Annotated in this window: 16 protein-coding genes; 3 read left to right on the top strand and 13 right to left on the bottom strand. The window is 56.8% G+C overall.

Going from position 1 to position 20,242, the window contains the following annotated elements; all coding sequences use genetic code 11:
- Positions 1–5: 5 nt before the first annotated feature.
- From KFE13_RS06460 to KFE13_RS06430, 7 genes are all read right to left on the bottom strand, one after another.
- Positions 6–2,603 (bottom strand): DNA internalization-related competence protein ComEC/Rec2, encoded by a 2,598-nt coding sequence (locus tag KFE13_RS06460; RefSeq protein ID WP_260706345.1) that lies wholly within the window; start codon positions 2,601–2,603, stop codon positions 6–8.
- Positions 2,604–2,726: 123 nt separating this feature from the next.
- A complete protein-coding gene (gene rlmD, locus KFE13_RS06455) occupies positions 2,727–4,034 on the bottom strand; it encodes a 23S rRNA (uracil(1939)-C(5))-methyltransferase RlmD (RefSeq protein WP_260706344.1) in 1,308 nt (435 codons plus the stop codon).
- Positions 4,035–4,036: 2 nt separating this feature from the next.
- Positions 4,037–4,756, bottom strand: coding sequence for a hypothetical protein (locus tag KFE13_RS06450; protein WP_260706343.1), 720 nt, complete (start codon positions 4,754–4,756; stop codon positions 4,037–4,039).
- 20 nt (positions 4,757–4,776) lie between these two features.
- Entirely contained in the window at positions 4,777–5,577 is an 801-nt protein-coding gene (locus tag KFE13_RS06445) for a type III pantothenate kinase (RefSeq protein ID WP_260706342.1), read from the bottom strand.
- Positions 5,578–5,604: 27 nt separating this feature from the next.
- A complete protein-coding gene (locus KFE13_RS06440; protein ID WP_260706341.1) occupies positions 5,605–6,414 on the bottom strand; it encodes a biotin--[acetyl-CoA-carboxylase] ligase in 810 nt (269 codons plus the stop codon).
- A 6-nt stretch (positions 6,415–6,420) separates the two neighbouring features.
- Entirely contained in the window at positions 6,421–7,305 is an 885-nt protein-coding gene (gene nadC / locus KFE13_RS06435) for a carboxylating nicotinate-nucleotide diphosphorylase (protein ID WP_260706340.1), read from the bottom strand.
- A 33-nt stretch (positions 7,306–7,338) separates the two neighbouring features.
- Positions 7,339–10,119, bottom strand: coding sequence for a valine--tRNA ligase (locus tag KFE13_RS06430; protein ID WP_260706339.1), 2,781 nt, complete (start codon positions 10,117–10,119; stop codon positions 7,339–7,341).
- 130 nt (positions 10,120–10,249) lie between these two features.
- Here KFE13_RS06430 and KFE13_RS06425 point away from each other — a divergent pair, with 130 nt between their 5' ends.
- Together KFE13_RS06425 and KFE13_RS06420 are read left to right on the top strand one after the other, a co-directional pair.
- Positions 10,250–10,783, top strand: a complete 534-nt coding sequence (locus KFE13_RS06425; RefSeq protein ID WP_260706338.1) for a polymer-forming cytoskeletal protein — start codon at positions 10,250–10,252, stop codon at positions 10,781–10,783.
- A gap of 129 nt (positions 10,784–10,912) precedes the next feature.
- Positions 10,913–11,425, top strand: a complete 513-nt coding sequence (locus tag KFE13_RS06420) for a hypothetical protein (RefSeq protein ID WP_260706337.1) — start codon at positions 10,913–10,915, stop codon at positions 11,423–11,425.
- A gap of 74 nt (positions 11,426–11,499) precedes the next feature.
- Here KFE13_RS06420 and KFE13_RS06415 read toward each other — a convergent pair whose 3' ends face one another.
- From KFE13_RS06415 to KFE13_RS06405, 3 genes are read right to left on the bottom strand one after another with little or no spacing between them, the layout of a single operon-like run.
- Positions 11,500–13,263 (bottom strand): outer membrane protein assembly factor BamD, encoded by a 1,764-nt coding sequence (locus KFE13_RS06415; protein WP_260706336.1) that lies wholly within the window; start codon positions 13,261–13,263, stop codon positions 11,500–11,502.
- Positions 13,264–13,322: 59 nt separating this feature from the next.
- Positions 13,323–14,009, bottom strand: coding sequence for a ribulose-phosphate 3-epimerase (rpe, locus tag KFE13_RS06410; protein WP_260706335.1), 687 nt, complete (start codon positions 14,007–14,009; stop codon positions 13,323–13,325).
- A gap of 36 nt (positions 14,010–14,045) precedes the next feature.
- Positions 14,046–15,434, bottom strand: coding sequence for an excinuclease ABC subunit UvrC (locus tag KFE13_RS06405; protein ID WP_260706334.1), 1,389 nt, complete (start codon positions 15,432–15,434; stop codon positions 14,046–14,048).
- 221 nt (positions 15,435–15,655) lie between these two features.
- Between KFE13_RS06405 and KFE13_RS06400 the strand changes: the two genes are divergently transcribed.
- The gene (locus KFE13_RS06400) at positions 15,656–16,531 is read left to right on the top strand and encodes a methyltransferase, TIGR04325 family (RefSeq protein WP_260706333.1); all 876 of its coding nucleotides are present in this window, start codon (positions 15,656–15,658) and stop codon (positions 16,529–16,531) included.
- Here KFE13_RS06400 and KFE13_RS06395 read toward each other — a convergent pair.
- From KFE13_RS06395 to KFE13_RS06385, 3 genes are all read right to left on the bottom strand, one after another.
- The gene (locus KFE13_RS06395) at positions 16,528–17,922 is read right to left on the bottom strand and encodes a TldD/PmbA family protein (protein WP_260706332.1); all 1,395 of its coding nucleotides are present in this window, start codon (positions 17,920–17,922) and stop codon (positions 16,528–16,530) included. The two genes, KFE13_RS06400 and KFE13_RS06395, sit on opposite strands and share 4 nt — an antisense overlap.
- 331 nt (positions 17,923–18,253) lie before the next feature.
- Positions 18,254–19,087 (bottom strand): outer membrane protein, encoded by an 834-nt coding sequence (locus tag KFE13_RS06390; RefSeq protein WP_260706331.1) that lies wholly within the window; start codon positions 19,085–19,087, stop codon positions 18,254–18,256.
- A gap of 170 nt (positions 19,088–19,257) precedes the next feature.
- On the bottom strand, positions 19,258–20,175 hold the full coding sequence (locus tag KFE13_RS06385; protein WP_260706330.1) for a VWA domain-containing protein: 918 nt from the start codon (positions 20,173–20,175) through the stop codon (positions 19,258–19,260).
- Positions 20,176–20,242 lie beyond the last annotated feature (67 nt).

Genomic DNA, 20,242 nt, shown 5'->3' with positions numbered 1-20,242 from the left:
GGTATTTAGGGTAATACCGGTGTAGCTTGAATGCTTCCGTCACGATCCAGCAGGAATGTCGTCAATCCAAATTCGTCGGTTCGAAAGAGCTTTGTACCGTTATCTGCTATGCGTTGAATCACTTCGCCACGAGGGTGGCCAAATGTGTTGTTTTTTCCGACAGAGATGACCGCATCCTTCGGCTTTAGCGCAGTGAAAAATGCCTGAGTTGTAGACGATTTGCTGCCATGATGCCCAACCTTCAATAGCGTTACCGGCTCGAGTCCTCGAGACAACATATTCTCTTCGCTGAGTGCTTCGGCATCTCCCTCCAGCAGAACAGAAGAAAGCCCGTACTCGATGCGCAGAACAAGGGAATCGTTGTTGGAAGGCTGGAAGGCATTCTTGTACCCGGGTTCAGGAGCAAGAACTTTGACCTGCGTGCCTCCCCATAAAACATCGTCACCGGCGTACAGGTATCGTACTTGGACTCCGAGGTCGGCCGCCGCATGTATCAGAGCGCGGTAGGCATCCGAGTCGGGTGAGGCTGAAACCCACAGTTCGCGTGGATGAAAGTTGCGTATTACAGCTGCCATACCGCCCATGTGATCGCTATGTGCATGGCTAAGCACGAGTACATCCAGCTGTCGAATTTGACGAGACCAAAGATACGGAGAGACGACCTGATCGCCAATGTCAAAGTTGCTGACTGTTGCGGCCGCTTCATTCAGGCCTCCGACTGGGCCTCCGGCATCAACCAAGGCTGTGTGGCCATCCGGGCTCACAACAAGAAGGGAATCGCCCTGACCAACATCAATCGCCGTGATCTCAAGCTTGTTTGCTGTGGTGTTAGCACGTTCAGGCCACAGTACAAGCAGTGTGCCTAGCGGTAACGCCAAAACGGCAATCCGCGCCAGAATGGATGCACGTCGTATCGCCCACATGCAAAATATCCAGATGAGAAATGCAAGCAGGGCTACCCACCATGCTGGTCCTGGGACTCTTAGATCGGCCGCATGGAAATGGCTTACGTTTGCGATGATTTGTTGAATGCAGTGCAGCAGAGCAGCAGTTGCTGCTGAAGGGGGCATCGCCAAGATAGGAGAGATGAGGGAGAAGAGGAATGTAACGATCGCGAGTGGCGCGAGTAGTCCAATAACAGGGATGGTCAACATGTTCGCGGGTAAGGCGAAGATCGTAGCGCGATGAAAGTAGAGAGCCATAGGCAAGGCCATGACAAGCTCTGCGACGAATCCTATCAGCGCCAGCTCGGAGATCCACAGTGCACTGCGTATCAGGAAGATAGGCAATCGGGATATCCAGCTGCCAAAGACCTCGGCCAGTTCTTCGTCCCAAAGCCGCAACATCACGCGGAACTGTGTAATTCTTGGAGGAAGCACAGGGTCGAGCCAAAGCTGATTGAGCTTACGTGAGGCTTTAGCCCAGGGAAGAAAGCTGCGCTCGCCCATAGGGACTGCAATGCCCGCGATCGCGAAGATCGCAAGAAACGTCATCTGAAAGCTGGCCTCGTAGAGGCTTGCAGGATTCCATACAAGCTCGGCCAGGGCAGCTGCACCCAGCGCATTCAAGACACTGCGTTCACGCGCGATCAGACGTGCGATCAGGAAGACTGCAGTCATAAATAAAGCTCTTTGTACAGGAGCTCCAAAGCCGGTCAGAAAAGCATAGGCAGCCATCGTGGGTAATGTGATAAAAGTCGCCACCCATTCGGAGACGCGCAGCCTCCTGAGAGTCCAAAGAACAAGTCCGGCGAGGAGAGCGACGTGCATTCCCGATACGACGAAGAGATGGAAGGAGCCTGTTCGCTCGAAGCCGACACGAAGCGAATGATTCAAGCGTGTTCGATCACCAAAAAGCATCGCATTGAGCATGCCCGCGTCATCTTCGGTCAGTCTGAATAGACTAGGCATTCGCCGGTTGACTTTCGATTCCACGAACGTGAGCATCTTTTCCGAAGCCCAGCTTTGCGCGGCAAACAAGCGACACTTCGCGCTGATGGATGTGTTGGATAGAACACGAATTTTTGCAACGCGGGCAGTTGTATGGACGCTGATGCCTTGCGCAAGAAGATAGTCGGCATATTGCCATGCGCCGGGGTCGCGGTAACGAAGGGGTGTTCTGAGCCGGAGTGGGGCCTCGATGACATCGCCACACGTAAGGTCAGGTAGATGGCCATCCTGAGAGAGCACCGTCGTTCGCACTCCCCCGGCGACAGGTACCATGCGAGAGACATCAGGTGTGACCTCTTCCATTGCATCGACGGCGATATCGACCGAAAGACCGGCCAGAGCTTCAGGCTCGCGCTCGATCCACCAGGCAGGATCGTTGTCCTGGTCGAACGGTTTGTTTTGGAGGGGAAGCTTTCGTACGCGAACAACATGCCCGCGAACCATCCGGCTCAGGCCATCTGCATACTGTACTAATTCGCGTTGAGCCGGGGGAGCCGGCTGAAACTGCCAGCTTAAGGCACCTGCGGTTACCCATAATGCTGCGACGGGGAATATTGCGAATCGTGATGACCAGCGCCACGCGAAAAAAGTAATCGTAGTAAGCAGCAGGATCGCGACTACGAAAAGAAGAGCCGGGACCAAGTTTCGCGCCATGGCAATGCCCAAGGCAAACCAACACGCAGCCGCGAGCAACGGCATTCTGCGAAACTTCAACGGCTCCAGAGTGATGGCCTTGTACTGCTCTGCGTGGCCCGTCAGATAGGACTCCCCTGCTAACTACTGCTTGATGGCGTCATGGCGAAGTATTGCCACAGTCTCCTGATGGAACGTCTGCGGAAACATGTCGACCATGTGTAACTGATGAATCCTGTAGCCGGAGTCTACCATTACCTTCAAGTCACGGCCCAGAGTGACCGGATCGCAGGAGACATAAACGATCTCTCCGGGGCGAATGCGCGCAAGCAGAGAACAAGCCTCCATGCCAACACCTGCCCGCGGGGGGTCCATCACGACCAGATCTGGGCGATCTCGCTCGAGCGCTGCCTGACGGAGAAAATCGACGGTAGTCGCTTCAATGGCACGACGGCCCTTGCCACGAAAACTCCGCAACAGATCGCCTCCTGAAGCTTCCACGGCTACTACTTCTGAAAAGCTTTTCGCAAGAGCTCGTGAAAAAAGACCAACCCCGGCATAAAGATCCCATGCGAGTGCTCCTTGACGATGCGCTGTCACCAGCGTGACCAGATCTTCGATCAAGAAGCGGTTGACCTGAAAGAAGGAGCCACGGCTTACCCAGTAGCGCTCCTCGCCGACGCTGCAATTGAGGCCATCTGCACCCCAAAATGCTCCGGGCCGCACGCGCTGCGCCTTTCTGTTGCGGTTCTCGCGTTCGATAATGGCAATGCCGACACCTTTTAGCTCCGGGAGCTTCGCCTGAAGTTTGCCACAAAATGTCTCGAATGAAGGCGCAGGCTGGCGTCGAAGAAAAAGCATCATCTGCAACGCACTCTGATCCGATGTCGTAAAAAACTCTACCTCTTCTGCCGCGCGAAGCCATACGGGAGAGGTTTCATCGACAGAGAGCAGCGCTTCCGCAGCACGCCATAAAAGCGGCGCAGCGATAAGACACATCTGTATTGGCAAGAATTCTGAGGAGCCGCGACGAAGATAACCTACACGGAATTTCCCGTCCACCTCGACGATACGCAGGCGTATGCGGTTTCTGTAGGCCCACGGCTCTGCCGCCAGAGTGCTGATTTCAGGAATGGATGAAAGGCCGGAACGGGTTAGCGTCTCCAGCAGGATATCCCGCTTGATGCGCAGCTGTGTTTCATAGAAGGCCTGCTGGTAGTGGCATCCACCACAGACGCCAAAATGAAGGCATCCAGGCTCGATTCGGTCAGGTGATGGTTCTAAGACACGTAAGAGTGCTGCTTCAGAAAAATTACTTTTCCGTTCGTCCAGAGAGGCTTCGGCCAGCTCGCCCGGCAAAGTAAATGGGACGAAGACTGCGTCGCCCTCGTCTGTGTGAGCGAGACCACTTCCTCCATAGATCACTTTTTCGATATGCAGCTTTATCGCCATGGCTAATCCAGCCTCATATAAAAGAGGCTCAGGCGGGGAAGATGATGAGCTTCCAATAATCGCTTCTGCAGGAACTGTTGCTGTACCTGCTTAATCTGGACCGCCTGCATCTTTCCTCGATACGGCGCCAACTCGCGCGCTGCCTGATCGCGTAGCGCGGTCAACTTGTCTTCTTCGGTTGCCGTGAGCAAACCCGCGAATAGCTTTTCTTCCAGTACCGTGAGTGTCCGATCGAGCTCTTCAAGAAAAGAGTTTGCTGGTTCTGCGCGCAGAGCCGATGCCAGAGAACGCAACCTGGTTACGCTCTCCAGAGCGACTGTATCTGCAGGCACAGGTAGCTGAGCAGCCTCAATGGAGTTCGCATTGTCCTCAAGATAGGAAGCGATGCGCTCGGTCTCGAATCCACTTTCTGATGTCGCTGCGTCTTCGGCAGGAGCAGCACCGATGGCGGCCTCCATCGCTTGTTCTGTGGCCTCCATTACGCTTTGAGCGCACCATGCCAGTCCGTTCACTTTGCGCGTTGTGCGGGGGGAACGTCGTATCTTTTCGTCATATTTATCGAATGCGGTATCGATTCCACGGAGCACAGCCTCCAGGGGAATCCCCGCTTCGCGCCATGTTTCGATCAGTGCCCAATCCAGAGTAGACAACATTAGCAGCGAGCCTCGTCGCTGCTGGAAACGTTCTTCGATCTCAGTGAAGTAATTAAAATAATTCCGCATTGCTTGTTCAGCATAGAGCCTTAGGAGCTATGCCGCTTATTCCTGACAAGGCTTCGTTCGTAGATGATTCGGAGCCCGTTCAGCGTCAACATCTCATCCACGGCGGCGATGTACTTCGATCCGCCAGCAATTAATTTGGCGAGTCCTCCGGTGGCGATCGTCTTCGTGTCAGGCCCCAGCTCCGCGATCATACGTTCGAGAATGCCATCCACGAGACCGATATAGCCGTAGTAAAGGCCTATCTGGAGGTTGTCGACCGTATTGGTTCCAACGACTTTGGCAGGCTTTTTGATGTCGATGCGAGGCAGCCGCGCAGCGCGCGAAAATAAGGCTCCTGCAGAGATGCCGAGCCCGGGAGCAATAGCTCCGCCGAGGAACTCGCCTTTTTTCGAGACGACATCGAAGGTTGTTGCTGTGCCCATGTCTACCACGATGGCCGGTCCGCCGAACTCTTCGTATGCTGCCACGCAGTTCACGATGCGATCAGCGCCCACTTCAGTAGGATTGTCGGTTAGTATCGGCAGGCCGGTCTTGACTCCCGGCTCTATAAAGAGCGGCTTCGCTTTGAAGTAGACCTCGCATGCCTTGCGCAGCATGGAATCGAGCGGAGGTACGACGGACGAGACGGCAACTCCTGTGACTACGTCGCTCTTCAGGCCGCGTAATGTGAAGAGATCCTGCAACAAAATGCCGAATTCATCGACAGTCTGATCGGTCGGTGTTGTGATGCGCCAATCGGCGATTACCTTGGGCTTGCCGTTATTTAGATCGAATAGTCCAAAGACTGCGTTTGTATTGCCTACATCGAGTGCCAGTAGCATCTTCGCTCTCCCGCCTCGCTCCTGCTGTTAGATCTCGCGCACGCCGCCCGAGAGCACCGTGCGTCGTTGGCCGTCGTCGCAGTTCACTTCAAGGAAACCACGTGCGTTCAAGCCGTCCGTCACGCCAGTATATCCACCAGCCTCATCGACGCGCACATGTTTCCCGCGAACCCAGGTGGAGGCCTCGGCGAATCTGGCGTATAGCCCAGGACCGTTGTCTGTACCTTGCCAGCCGCGCACCAGCAAAGCCATCTCGTCTTCGATCTGCCTCAGCAAGGCGACGAGCAGTTCCTCGCGTGAGACTTTATTGCCCGTTTCAATCCGAAGCGATGTCGCCTGTGAAGCCAGTTCTGGCGGAAACGCGGCATGGTTCAGGTTGATGCCAACCCCGATCACGGCGTAGCGCAGCATCGCAGGGCGGCCGGCTTGTTCAGGCGCAATCGCCGTCTCGACCAGGATGCCTCCGCACTTTTTTGACCCGATTAACAGATCGTTCGGCCATCGGATATCGATCTCCAATCCCGTAACTTCAGCGATTGCAGACTTCGCCGCAAGTCCGGTAGCGAGAGATATGGGAAGAGCATCGCGGGCAGGTATTGGAGGCTTGACCAGAGCGCTCACATAGAGCCCACTGCCCGCTGCAGAATGCCAGTTATGATTTCCGCGTCCTCTTCCCGCGGTCTGCTCGTCGGCAATCCACACGCCCTCATCTGCACCAGCCTGCGCCGCTTCAAGTGCAAGTGTGTTGGTTGATCCTACCGAATCAAAGTGCCGGATGCGGGTTCCGAATCGTGTATCGGTAAGGCCTCTTACGATTGCTTCCAGATCGAATGCCATTTGCTGTTAGTACACATCTGCAGTGATACGCATGCTCAGATCGACCGCGATTGCGGAATGCGTCAGCGCGCCTACGGAGACGAAGTCCACTCCGGCCAGTGCATACTTGCGTACTGTCTTCAGGTTCATGTTGCCTGAGGCTTCGATCGGCACGCCAGGCAACGCCGAGCGAATCTGCTTAACGGCCTTCTTCACCTGCGCCGGCGTCATATTGTCCAGCAAAATCGATTCCGCACCACCAGCGATTGCCTGCTCAAGCTCGGTTTGCGTGCGCACTTCAACCTGCACCGTCTGTCCGCCCTTGCGGCCTTTCAGTGCCTTCTCCAACACCTGGGGCAGGCCGCCGCCAAGCGAGATGTGATTGTTCTTGATGAGGATGCCATCCTGCAAGTCGAGCCGATGATTTACGCCTCCGCCGCAGCTGACCGCATATTTATCCAGCATGCGAAGGCCGGGAATCGTTTTGCGCGTATCCAGCACTTTAGTCTTCGTTTTGGCTACGGCCATCACGAACTGGTTGGTCAGCGTAGCGATGCCGCACATGCGCTGCATCAGATTCAGAATCACGCGTTCGGTCGAGAGCAGTGCCGCAGCATTGTGGCGAATCACCGCAAGCGGCTGGCCCGCGCGCACTTTGACGCCATCGAAGATCTCCGGATGGCTGACGACCTCGAAGCGGCCCATCGACTGGCTGCTCATCTTCGAAAAGATGTCCAGAAAAACAGGGATGCACCCCAGGCCAGATACGACGCACGCCTGCTTCGCGATGATCGTTCCCGAAGCGCGCAGCTTCGGGTCAATCGTCAGTGCCGTGGTGATGTCATTCGCCGCCTTGTCTTCAGCAAGTGCGCCTTCGAGGAGAGTCCGTATCCGTTTGCTCTTCCAGTCCATACCTCAATCCTAAACCTGCTGATATCTACTGCGTCAGGCCGAAGGTAATGCCTCCAGCGCTGCAAGTGCCTTGTCGCGAAGCATGATTGTCTCGGCTGCCTGCTTCCTTAGCCCTTCGACGATATGTGCGGGAGCCTTTGCCATGAAGGTCTCGTTTCCGAGCTGCTTCTTGGCTGCAGACAGGCCCTTGTCGAGCTTGGCGAGTTCTTTCGTCAGGCGATCGCGCTCGGCTGCTACGTCGATCTGCCGTTCGTAGATAATCGCTACGTCAAAGCTCGTTGTGGATCGCGCGTTACCGCCTGAAAGGGCTGCGACAGAGAACTCAACCTCCGACACGCGCGCCATCCGTAACAGCATGTCACGATTGGCGTCGACAAGAGCGACAACACGGCTCTCTGCATGCAGTTGGATGGGCGCCGCTTCCTTCTCCGGTACGCCCAACTCCTTGCGGAGTGCGCGAACAGTCACAATCAATTCCTGCAGCGTTGTCATGGCTGCAACCGAAGCCTCATCCGCTGCGAAATCTTCTGGCTGCGGATAACGCGTTAGCGCAATTGATTTCGCAGGCGCGTTACCTTCGTAGAGAGCATGCCAGAGCTCTTCTGTGAGGAACGGCATAAAGGGGCTCAGCAGGCGCAGCGCAGCCTCAAATGCAGCAACAAGAGAAGCCAGCGTCAAGGCTGTAATTGGATTGTGCTCGACACCTTCGCCGAACTCCAGTCGCAGCTTAACTAGTTCCAGATACCAGTCGCAGAACTCACCCCAGAAAAACTGATAGACAGCCGCTGCTGCTTCGTCGAAGCGATAATCGGTAAGCGCCTTATCCACTTCGCGCGTGACTGCGTGCAACCGGCCGAAGATCCATCGCGTTTCCAGCGGAGTCTCTGCGGGAAGCTCCGGCACAAGGCCGCTGGAGGGCATTGCTGCCTTATAGCCAGCTTCCTTCGCGCGGTCGATTTGCATAAAGAGGAAGCGCGCCGCATTCCATATCTTGTTGGCGAAGGCCCGATAGCCTTCGGTACGCGACTCGTTGAAGGCGATATCGGTGCCGGGAGAGGCCATGCTGGCCAGCGTGAATCGGACAGCATCCGTGCCATACTTCGTCACTACTTCGATGGGATCAATCACGTTGCCCTTGGTCTTCGACATCTTCTGCCGCTCGGCATCGCGCACCAGTGCATGAATGTAGACCTCGCGAAACGGGACGGCATCCTTCAGCGTGCGCTTCGAGCCATCAGGCATCGGTACATCGAGCATGAAGTGGCTGCCAAGCATCACCATTCTCGCTACCCAGAAGAAGAGGATGTCGAAGCCGGTGACCAGAAGCTCTGTCGGATAGAAGGCCGCAAGGTCGGGTGTCAGTCCGTTCGATCCCGCCTTGCCGGGCCAGCCAAACGCTGTGAAGGGAAGCAGGCCGCTGGAGAACCAGGTGTCGAGAACATCTGTCTCCTGCGCCAACTCGCTCGATCCGCACTTGCCGCATGCGCTCGGTGTGTCGCGAGCCACCGTAATTTCCGCACATTTTGCGCAGTGCCATGCGGGAATGCGATGCCCCCACCACAACTGCCGCGAGATGCACCAGTCGTGGATGTTCTTCATCCACTCCTCGTAGGTCTTGCGGTACTGATCCGGCGTAAAGTGGATGTATCCTTTGTCCACCGCTTCAATCGCCCTGTCGGCAAGGGGTTGAATCTTAATGAACCACTGCTGCGAGAGCCGCGGCTCGATGACCACGCCGGTGCGCTGGCTCAGGCCAATCGAAAGCGTATGGTCTTTCACGTCGACTAGAAGTTCCTGCGCACGCAGGTCCTCGATAATCTTTTCACGCGCCGCATACCGCTCCATGCCATTGTAAGGTGAGCCGGGCAGCGCAACGTTGGCCATCTCATCCAGGATGGAGAGGTTTGGCAGGCCATGCCGCTGTCCAATGGCAAAGTCATTTGGATCGTGTGCCGGTGTAACCTTCACGGCGCCCGTGCCGAACTCCGGTTTGGCCCAATCGTCGGCCAGGATCGGAATCTCTCGCTCGGGACCTCCGTTGACGCCGCTCAGTGGCAGCTTCACCAGTTTGCCGATGACTGCCGTGTAGCGCTCGTCTGTCGGATTGACGGCAACTGCGACGTCGCCGAGCATTGTCTCCGGACGCGTCGTGGCAACAACGATCGAACCGGTGCCATCAGCTAGCGGATAGCGCACATGGTAGATCTTGCCGACGCGCTCTTCGTGCTCCACTTCAAGATCGGAGACGGCTGTTTGAATCGCAGGATCCCAGTTGACGATGTAGGCTCCGCGATAGATCAGTCCCTGCTCCCATAGCCGTACGAAGCACTCCTTCACGGCTACGCTCAGACGCTCGTCCATGGTGAAGTATTCGCGGCTCCAGTCGACGCTGGCGCCAAGCCGCCGCATCTGGTCGAGGATTGCGCCGCCATAAACACCCTTCCACTCCCATACGCGCTCGATGAAGGCATCGCGACCCAGGTCGCGACGGTTCTTACCTTTGGAGGCAAGCTGCCGCTCCACCATCATCTGCGTGGCGATGCCGGCGTGATCGGTCCCTGGCACCCAGACTGCGGTTTCGCCACGCATTCTGTGCCACCGCGTCAGGATGTCCATCTCCGTCTGGTTCAGCATATGACCCATGTGCAGCCGTCCGGTCACATTGGGTGGCGGCAGCAGCATGGTGAACTTCTTCGACTTATCGCTCGTATCCTCAGGCGTGGGGACGTCGAACAGGCGCTCCTGAACCCAGTATTTGGCCCAGCGCTCTTCAATAATGGATGGATCGTATGCTTTCGGCAGTTCGTGACTCATGTTCTTTAAGGGTAGCATCCATGCGGTAAATGCCAACGCTGTCACCGACTTCCGCTGCTTATATCGCTGGTATGCAGTTTGCAATTGCCCAGCGTTGCCGTTCCCCCGTAAACTCGCCCACGAGGTTCTAATGCCCAGCAAACTCGCGCGATTTGCCCTCCCCGCCACCATGCTGCTCTTCCTGACGATGCCTGCTCTGGCCAAAGGCTCGCATGGTGGGAATGATCGAGCAGCTTTCGGAACCACTATTGTCGTCCCTGAGGGCGCATCGGTTGGCGATGTCGCCTGTGCGTTCTGTTCGGTTGAGATTCACGGTCAGGTGATGGGAGATGTGGCCGTTTTCATGGGGTCGGTCAAAGTCGATTCAGGTCAATCGATTGGCGGCGACACCGCGATTGCTGGAGGCGACCTCAAGCTGGGGGACGGCTCAACCGTCAACGGTGACGTTGCCATTCTGGGAGGCGAGGCGAATCTTGCAGATGGGGCAGCTATTCATGGCTCCCGTTCGATCATTACGCCTCCGCTCGGCACGCTCATCTTGTGCTCGCCTCTGCTGTTTCTGGCGGGCATCATCTGGCTCATCGTCTACCTCGTCCGTCGAAGCCGTTACCGCTTTCCCATGTATCCGCAGGGACGTGGGATTCAAGGGCCGCCGCTTCGATAAGTGACAGAGGATAAAGTTCTTTTCCGGTTCGGGAACCAGCCGCCTCCCATGTACGTATCTGAATCTCATTGCAGGTGCAGGCAGTGCTGCGCCCGCAATCGCGTCAAATCTCTTTCTGGGAGCAGAGCTGTGGCCAACAGCGCAATCCGATTCCTGGGTCTTATGCTTCTCCTCGTGCTCCCGATTGCAGCTCATGCGCAGGGTGGATCGAGGATGTACTTCAATCAGGACATCTTCATTGCACAAGGCCAGCAGGCCCATAATGCGACCTGCCTCTTCTGCTCTGTCCAGGTGGAAGGCGACCTTACCGGGAACGTCTTCGTACTCTTCGGCAATCTGAACGTCACGGGCCGTGTTGACGGGCGCTCTACGGTAATCGGCGGCAACGCCGTGATCGATTCGCAGGCGAGGCTCGGGGGCAATGCATTGATCGTTGGCGGCAATGCCGTATATGAGCTGGATGAATCCATCTCCGGCAATGCCTGGGTCATCGGCGGACATCTCTCCCCGGTTGGAGGCAGGCGCGTTCACTCCTCGCACAGAATGTCGTTCAGCCCGCTTTTCTTTTCGTTGGCGGCGATTGTTGCGGTGCTTTTGCTCTCTGCGCTGTTTATTCCACGGCGGCGGTCGGAGACAGCATAGTTCTTCGTTGCTTGCAAAGCAGAAAGGCCCCGAAATCTCGGGGCCTTCTTTGTTCCACCTGCTTGGTGCTTGTTTTAGAAGGGGTTGATCTTCTTCAGACCCTTCTTCTTCTTATGCGTGCTCGAAGACTCATCGTCCTTGTCGAAGGCTGGCTTCGGCGTCTTCTTGCCATTCGCTGTCGTCTGTGGCTGGCCCTTTGCCTGCTCGCTGGCGACAACATCGTTCATCGCATCCGGAGCGGCTGCCGGCTTTTCAATCGGAGGAGGCGTTGCGGTGTTGGTCGGACCCACCGCCTTCAAACCACCAGTGGGGTCTGCGGCTGCCGGCTGCCTCGAAGCAGATCCGTTCGCACCGGGCGTCAGCACCTCAACACCCATCGAGTTTGCTCCGCCTGAAGCCGGAGCCGCGGAGCCGTTCGAGCTGGGAACGTTTGTCATCACGGCAGCACCACTCCCGGCATCGCCCGCGCCGGAGCTTGGGATGTCCTGCAACGCAAGCGGAGCAGCCGGTTGAGCTGGTGCCGCAGGAGCAGCAGCAGGCTGATCCGTTGCGGTGGTTGCTGGTGTTGCGCCAGCAGGCTGCGTTGCGGCAGCGGCTGCAGCCGGATTCATCGCGTCCTTGTAGTCCTGCATGATCTGCCTGGTGACCGTCGGCGCCAGCGTTGGGGAGGCGTCGGTCATCGGCGGCTCGCCGGAGTGCGCTGCCATCACCACGTCAGGCCGACGCAGAACCATCAGCATGGCTCGGCTCTGCAGACTGTATTGGCCACGGCTGTTCTCCATCGCTGCGCTCGCTGCTGCCTGATCTGGCGTCGGCGTTGGGATAGGGAGATTCATTGCGGCCAGGCGGTCACGTGCATCTTCAACGTGAGGCGAAGCCGAGTGCTCCAGCGCGACCTTGCGGTAAGCTGCTGCCGCGCGGTCGTCATAGATCTTCTCCAGCCGTGCTTTGGCGTCTTCAGGAAGCTGCTTCTGCGCACGCACGATGCGTGCTTCAGATTCATACGCATCGCCCAGAGCAACCAGCACATCGTCCATGTGGCTGAACTGCGGATAGGTATCGGCAACCGTCTGGTAGCGGGCAATCGTGGCAGGCCAGTTTTCGCGTGAAGCATAGTACGAAGCGATGTCGGCTTCGCGTGTCGCCAGCACTTCCTGCACTTCGCGCAGCCGCTGCTTGGCCTGCGGAACCAGCGTTGAATCCGGGAACTGCTGCAGCATCAGGCGGTACTCTTCCTGCGCATGCAGGGCTTTGGAGTAATCGCGGTCCGGCTTGTCCATCTGCCGGAAGTAAATGTCGCCGACGCGCATCTGAGCTTCAGCGGCCTCAGGAGCATTGGGGAAGAAGGTGATGAAGTCCTTGTACTCCTGCTCAGCCTGGGTCAGCGCTGCGCTGCCGCCTTCGCGATACCAGCTGTCGGCGATGGCAAGCTTGGCCTTCATCTGATACTGCGAATCGGGATAGGTATTCAGCAGCGTCTGAAGATCGAGACGCGCGACATCGAAGTGTCCCTTTTTGGTCGCAGCCAAAGCCTTGTCGTAGAGAATGCGGTCAGGAAGCTTGGCATCGGCAGCCGCGACAGCGTCGTTCTTCTTATCTGCCTGCATCCGCTTCCTGGTGTCCTTGGATTGGACGACCTTGTCTTCCTTCTTTTTGTCTTTCTTCGACGTCGTCGTCGAGAGCGTTACCGTCTGCTGCGGTTGCCCGTTTGCGTCGGTCGTCGTCTGGGTTGAGCCCGTCACCTGCGCGCCTGCGGAGGTGACAATGAGTGCTGCTACGGCTACAGCGGCCAGAGTGCCAGCCCTGAGACTTGGGAAGAAAGAACGGCGATGATTCATCGACTGTTAAACCTCAAATCCGCCCCGGCGCCAAAGGCACTCGCAAGGCTCCCTTTATTTTAGACTTTCCTGCCCGGCTTGTCCGGTGCCGCTGCATTGGCCAGTTTCAATAACTTACGGGCGTTTTGTTCGGTCTTGCCTCGACCGAAGACGGCCGATCCTGCCACTAACATCTCCGCTCCTGCTTCGACGACCTGAGCGACGGTATCGTGAGCAATGCCGCCGTCCACCTCGATGCGGAAGTTCAGGCCCATCATCTCTCTCAACTCGGCAAGATACGAGATCTTGCCCAGAGCCAGCGGGAGAAACTTCTGGCCACCGAAGCCCGGATTGACGCTCATCACCAGTACATAGTGAACCATCGGCAGCACTTCAATCAGGGTGTCGACCGGAGTCGCTGGATTGATGACGACACCGGGGAGCATCCCGTGGTCGGTGATCAACTGCAGGGTGCGGTGCAGGTGTGGGCAGGTCTCCTGATGCACACTCAACAGATCGGCTCCAGCCTCGGCGAAAGCTGGAATAAACTCGTCCGGGTTCTCGACCATCAGGTGGCAGTCGAGCGGCAGGTTCGTCACCGGCCGGAGCGCCTGTACCATCGGTGGCCCGAAGGTGATGTTCGGGACAAAGTGGCCGTCCATCACGTCGACGTGGACGATACTGCCGCCGCCGCGCTCTGCTGCTTTTACTTCGTCGGCGAGATGAGCAAAGTCCGAGGCCAGGATCGAGAATGCCAGTTCTATCAAGGTGTGCTCCTTGCCCTTCAGTCTACCAGTGCAGGGTTAGTGTTCTGGTAGCTTGGCAGGTCCTATGACTGGAACCACCCGCTGGACATCGGGGCGACCTTCATGCAGGACGCGCGTCTTCACATCCTTCGCAATTTTCTTCGCCGCATCACGGTCGACATCAGCTATTTGCCTGGGATTACCAAGCACGGCACGCGCCGTGCCGTTCAGGATGCGGCGGATCGGCCACGATCCATCAGCGTTCGGCAGAAAGATTTCGCCGGTGCGCTGTTTCTCCGGACGGTAATACCAGCGGCGCAGCAGCGACAGGTGATCGCTGAGCATCGCCACGTCGTTTGATGGTTTCGCCGCAGTTTCCAGCTTCTCCAGCACAACCTTTGCGCGGGCCTCAGGAGAGTTTGCAGTGTCCACCACTTCGCCTTCGAGAGGCACCGCCTGCAGCATCAACGGTTGCGCAAAGAGTGAGCTGCCTACGCTGGTTTGTTCTTTCACAGCTCGTATGCCGAGCGTCGAAAGGCGCTCAGGACCGATAAGACAACCTCCTTCAAGCAGGAAGATTGCGGCGTCGGCAGCATCCCGGCTTTCATTGTTCTCTGCAGCCTTCTGCACGATGACAGCGCGAACCTGCGGAATGGGACGAACGATCTCGTCGGCGAGAGAAGCCGCAGTTTTGACCTTCTGATACTGCTCATGCAACTCGGAGGCGCGTTCGAACTCCATTTCCTCAGAGGCGCGTTCGCGATCGGCCGCGATCTGCGAAAGCATGGATTCGCCGCGTGTGTCGAAGAAGGCTTTTATGGCGGCGGCCTCTGCAGCGTACTGCTCATGTGTACAAGCCTGCTTGCATGGCTCGATGCACTTCTTCATCTCGCCGTAGACGCAGCCCGGATGCTCAGGATACGGTTGCAGGTCTTCGTGGCAGCGACGCAGTTTGAAGAGATCGAGTACAGCATCGCAGTATCGCTCAGCCGCTGCGCGTGAGGGGAAAGGCCCGTACATCTCGGCGAGTCCTCGTTTGGAGAGACGGTTGGTGGCGTAGACGCGCGGGAATTCATTTTCCATCGTCATGCGCAGCACCGTCGGTGTGCGCAGGCGCAGACGGCGTCGCGCTTCTGGGTAGCCGAAGATGCTGGCTGCGGCATGGTAGAGCGTCAGCGAGGATTCGAACTCGGAGCCTGTAACGGTGTACTCGATGCGCGCGACGCGGTCGCGCAGGTTCAGACGCTTCGACTGCGACTCAGGCGGGGCTAACAGCCGCTTCATGCGCCGACGGATGTCGGCTGCCCGCGTCAGATAGGGTTCGGAGTTTGCCTGCTCGCCATAAAGGGCAAAGACGCCGGGAAGCGCTGGAATGCTGCGCAGGATCGCATCGGCCTGCTCGGGGTGAAATGCTGTTGTTGCGTCGAACTGGAAAGGCATCGTCATTGCAAGTCTAGAACGCTTCTCAAGGGAGCATGACATTCGTCCTGTACGGAATCAAGCTACCGTTAGCGGTTGTATCTCTTGGTCGGCCTTCGGTTATAGGTGAGTGAAACTCGTGACTTAAAAATACCGTCAGTTTTTATAGCAATCTGACACAAGACGAGTTTTGTTTAACTCGCGGGCCACGATTCTTCCTCCCCCCGAAAAGCTTTCTGGAGAAGGCGATGGAAGAAGTAAGTTCGTTGACTCGACTTCGATTCCAGCAGGTTCGCCTGACAGCGCACCTCTGCGCCAGACTGTCACGGTTTGGTGGAACCCGCTCTCTTTTTCAAACCCTCGGTAAAAATAACCTGCTTGAACATGCGCTGCTGGGGTTCAACAGTATCTTTCCAAGCTTTGAAGCGGCAAAGAGCTACGCCAAGCGATATAAAGTTGCTTCGCATGAACATCCTGGCAATACGGCGGTTCATCTTGAACTGAACCAGGCCCCCCGGCCGAGCGATTACCCGGTTTTATTTCACATGCAGAATCTGCTGCCTGAAGTCCACTCGGTTGTGGATATTGGGGGCAGTGCGGGAAATCTCTTCTATTGTTATGACCGCTATCTGCACTTTGATCCACAGTTTTCCTGGACAGTAAACGACATGCCTGCCAATAACCGCATTGGTGCTCGTATCGCCGGGGAACATCATGAAAGCCGTCTGCATTTTGTTGACGAACTGGCTGATTGCGAGCCGGTCGATATGGTGCTGATCTCAGGCGCTCTGCATTATTTTGAGTTACTGCCGCCGGAGATGATGCGTGCGCTGAAGCGGCCTCCGCGTCACGTCATCATCAATCGGACTCCTGTGATTGAGGGAGAGACGACGATAACGATTCAGGACGCAGGTTTTTACTACGCGATCTCACCGGCGCGCCTGCTTTCGCGCAAAGCCTTGATGCAGTCGATGTCGGATGCAGATTACGAAGTCGTCGATGAGTGGACGGTTCCTGATCTGCACTTCGATATACCGCTTCATCCGGAGTGCTCCGCGAGGTATTACTCGGGGTTTTACTTCCGGCTTAGATCTCCAGAGAATCGTCCGGCGAGAGAAAACTAAGCTCCTGCGATGGTCATGCCTTCGACGCGAATTGTCGGCGAGGCCGCAGCGCCGCGGAACTCGAGATCGTTGGCTATGGCGACGATATTGCGGTACATGTCTTTCAGGTTTCCTGCGATGGTGATCTCTTCGACTGGATAGGCGAGCTCGCCGTTTTCGATCCAGAGGCCAGCCGCACCTTGCGAATAGTCGCCGGTGACGAGATTGACGCCGAAGCCCATTGTTTCGGTGACGTAGAGTCCGTTTTTGACGTCGCCGATCAATACTTCGGGTGTGCACTCGCCGGGCTCGAGGTAGAAGTTGTGTGCGCCGATGCCGGGATTTCCTGCGAGGCCGCGGCTGGCGCTGCCGGTGGAGCGCATGTTGAGCTTGCGTGCGGTGTAGGTGTTGTTGACGTAGGTTTGGAGCACGCCTTTTTCGACCAGAACTGTGCGGCGAGTGGGCAGACCCTCGCCGTCGAAGGGGGCGGTGCTGAAGCCCCCGATGCCGTTGAGCATCATGGTGCCGTCGTCGATGATGGTGATGTTTTCGCCAGCGACGGGCTTGCCGAGCATGTCGTCGAAGAAGGTAGCGTGGCGATAGATGGCGTCTCCGTTGGCGGCGTCGAAGATGTTACCGACGATGGAGCGTGCAATTTCGGGTGAGAAGACGACGGAGGCTTTTTGCGTTGAGACGCGTCGCGCTCCGAGGCGGCGCAGCGTGCGTCTTGCGGCCTCCTGTCCGATGGCTTCGGGCGATTCGAGCTTCGAGGTGGTACGTGCGCTGGAGTACCAGTAGTTGCGCTGCATGCCGCCTTTTTCATCGATGGCGATGGGAGCGACGGAGAAGCCGCAGTAGCTGCGACGGTACTCGCCGGTGAAGCCGCGCGAGTTGGTGAGGACCTTCGAGGAGGTTGCGGTGTCGAAGTCGGCTCCGCCGGAGTTCTGGATGCGGGTGTCGAAGGCCATGGCGGCGGCTTCGGCGCGGCGGGCCATCTCGATGCGTTCGGCTGGCGGCATCTGGTTGACGTCGTCGAAGTAGAGCTTGAGGTCGCCCGAGAGCTGACCGAATTCTTCGCGCTCGGGGAGACCGGCGAAGGGGTCCTCGCTGGTGATTTTTGCCAGAGTGACGGCTCCGTCGACGAGGTGCCGGATGGCATCGGCAGAGAGGTCGGAGGAGGAGGTGCTCGCCGTCCTTTGTCCTAGAAAGACGCGGAGGCCGATGGCGCGGGAGCCGGACTCTTTGAGGGTTTCGACCTGGCCGAGGCGGACACGTGCGGAGAACTCGTCGCCTTCGTAGATGACGGCTTCGGCGTCGGTGGCTCCGGCGCGGAGGGCCTGGGCTACAACGTCCTGGGCGAGGTGGCGGAGGCCGGTTTTTGCGGAGGCTTCGGCGGATGTTTCGGTCGACATAGTCTCAGGATACCCCCCTCCCCCTCTTGTTTGCGCAAAGTATTCATTTGAAGAGGCTTATTGGGGTATTGATTTTGTAAAATATTGATTTCAAGTGGTTTAAGTATCAAAATATTGATTTGTAAAGAGTTAGCCCCGGCTTTGTGTGCCGGGGCTTTTTGTTTACTGATTTAAGTGTAGCGAAACGGGGGAAACTTATCGGCAGATTTTTGTGTATTTATTTGCTTTGGAATGAGGGAGTTGTGATTTTTGGGGGCTTGACAAGGTTCGATGCATCCAGGTGGGCTGGGGCTCCGCTCGCTGGATGAAGGGCGGAGCCTTAGCCTGATCTTTACTGCATGCCTTTGTGATAGCCGAAGCGATACCGGATGCTGATGGTGGGTTCGCTGGTTACGGTGAAGAATTTACTGATGGGAATGGTGGTGGGGACCGCTCCGAAGTCGGGGTACTTGTAGAAGAGTCCGCGATACTCGGCGCGCAGACCGAGGTGTGTGCTGAGACGATAGTCGACACCTCCGCCGAAGAGGAGGGTGGGGCGGTAGCTGGAATTGCCGGCGAAGGGAGCCTTGGTGGGAGAGAAGATCAGGACTCCACCTCCGGCGTAGGCGAATGGTTCGAAGTGACTACCCAGCTGATGACGTTTGACGACGTAGGCGCTGCTGATTTCGAAGAGATTGGTGGGGATGGAGCCTCGGCTGAATGTGCCTTTGATGACGCCGGTGACAGGATTGATAGAGCCGACCTGGCGTTGGTAGTTTTCGCTGAGCCGTGTGTAACCAAAGTTGATGTTGTAGCCGACAAGCGGGCGTATCTGCTGATGAAAGCTTGTGAAGAGATTGGCGGAGGGCGATGTTCCCTGAATGGCCTGATTGATCTGATTTGGATTACCAGGAATGTTGGCGGTACGTGTGGCGGTGAGCTGAGCACCGACTCCTATGACGAGGTTGAACTCGGATACGTTGACGGCTCTGGTATGGGGTGATGGGCTTTGTGTACGTTCCTTCGGTTCTGGTGCATTGGGTAGTTCGATTGAGGTGGAGGAAGAGGTTTCCGATATGTTTGTTGCGAGCTGTTGTGCGGATGCTTGCGGTGACATGCCCAAAATGCTGACGAAGCTAAACGTAATTACGGGGACGACGGCAGGAATATTTACTTTCGCGAGCAAAACCCAATCTCCTCGGTAGGGTATTACGCACTGACACAAAGAAACGAACGCAAAATTGGTACAGGAGTTGGAACGTATGTCTGGTGAAACTTTTTGGTTGGACGATGATGTGTTTAATTGGTTTGCAAGGATTTTTAGAAATGTGAAAGAGAGATGGAGGCAGTTTCCCGCTAATGTTTAGGAGCGTAGTAGCCAGAGCGGGCGTTCACTGAAGCGACTCGATCCGGAGGGAGAAGCGCGACACTATGGAATGCGCCGTCCCTCTTTAGGTCGGCCGGGTTATAGACGATCCGGTACTGATTGCGCAGATTCGCATGAATAAGGCGCAGGTCCTCTTCGAAATCGGATGCCGATTCACTGTCACGAAAGACTCGACCGCCAGTGAGAGAGGCGAGGTGAATGAGATTGCGTGCGCCTCCAGCGTTGGCATTGGAATCGGCGCGAAAAGCATAGATAGCGGTGTTGGTCTGCTGACACATGTTGGCTGCGTCTTCGAGGGAGAGAAAAGAAGCATCGTCTTCACCGTCGGAGAAGAGGAGGATGAAATTTCCCGTGGCTGCGTGGTCGAGCTTGCCGAACTGGAAGCGACAGGCAGCGTAGAGCGTATCGAAGATTGCAGTGGTTGAGGGAGAGGGGGCGGCATGATGGACAGCAGCGATGAGTGCTGCGGGATTGCCGGACCAGGTCTGTTGCAGATGGAATTGTCGCCCGAAACTCATCACAAAGGCTTGGTCTGTTTTTTGTTCGAGGATGCGTTGCAGGTAAGCTGTGGCGATGGCTTGATCGGCCGGTTGGGTCTTCTCCATAGAGCTGCTTGTGTCGAGGAGGATACCTGCACGAATGGGAAGATCGCGTAGCGATTGAAAGATGAGGATACGGCGTGGAGCGTGGCCATTGTCGAAGAGGCGAAGTTCGTCGAGCTTGAGATCGTTGACCGGAAGACCATGCGTGTCCGTGGCGTGAAAGGTGAATTCCACTTCATCGACGGCTACTTTGAGATGGTAGGTGGTGTTTTGCGAGCTGATGCCGGGCGTAAGGAGAAGGAGCGCAACGAGGTAAAGGTGCGGGATAGCCGGGCGGGCCCTCATATTTCTTTTTAGACGAGCGTTGTGTGCTTTCGCCGTATGGAACATTCCGGCTCTGGTATAGTCCGAC

This window comes from Edaphobacter flagellatus (genome assembly GCF_025264665.1).
Classification (GTDB): Bacteria; Acidobacteriota; Terriglobia; order Terriglobales; family Acidobacteriaceae; genus Edaphobacter; species Edaphobacter flagellatus.
The sequence above is the reverse complement of the archived record's forward strand: the minus strand, read 5'-3'. Positions and strand labels throughout refer to the sequence as shown.

Coding starts and splice junctions, on each gene's coding strand:
- KFE13_RS06460 (WP_260706345.1), bottom strand. CDS start 2,603: ATGGCGCGAAACTTGGTCCCGGCTCTTCTTTTCGTAGTCGCGATCCTG.
- rlmD (WP_260706344.1), bottom strand. CDS start 4,034: ATGGCGATAAAGCTGCATATCGAAAAAGTGATCTATGGAGGAAGTGGT.
- KFE13_RS06450 (WP_260706343.1), bottom strand. CDS start 4,756: ATGCGGAATTATTTTAATTACTTCACTGAGATCGAAGAACGTTTCCAG.
- KFE13_RS06445 (WP_260706342.1), bottom strand. CDS start 5,577: ATGCTACTGGCACTCGATGTAGGCAATACAAACGCAGTCTTTGGACTA.
- KFE13_RS06440 (WP_260706341.1), bottom strand. CDS start 6,414: ATGGCATTCGATCTGGAAGCAATCGTAAGAGGCCTTACCGATACACGA.
- nadC (WP_260706340.1), bottom strand. CDS start 7,305: ATGGACTGGAAGAGCAAACGGATACGGACTCTCCTCGAAGGCGCACTT.
- KFE13_RS06430 (WP_260706339.1), bottom strand. CDS start 10,119: ATGAGTCACGAACTGCCGAAAGCATACGATCCATCCATTATTGAAGAG.
- KFE13_RS06425 (WP_260706338.1), top strand. CDS start 10,250: ATGCCCAGCAAACTCGCGCGATTTGCCCTCCCCGCCACCATGCTGCTC.
- KFE13_RS06415 (WP_260706336.1), bottom strand. CDS start 13,263: ATGAATCATCGCCGTTCTTTCTTCCCAAGTCTCAGGGCTGGCACTCTG.
- KFE13_RS06405 (WP_260706334.1), bottom strand. CDS start 15,434: ATGACGATGCCTTTCCAGTTCGACGCAACAACAGCATTTCACCCCGAG.
- KFE13_RS06400 (WP_260706333.1), top strand. CDS start 15,656: ATGGAAGAAGTAAGTTCGTTGACTCGACTTCGATTCCAGCAGGTTCGC.
- KFE13_RS06395 (WP_260706332.1), bottom strand. CDS start 17,922: ATGTCGACCGAAACATCCGCCGAAGCCTCCGCAAAAACCGGCCTCCGC.
- KFE13_RS06385 (WP_260706330.1), bottom strand. CDS start 20,175: ATGAGGGCCCGCCCGGCTATCCCGCACCTTTACCTCGTTGCGCTCCTT.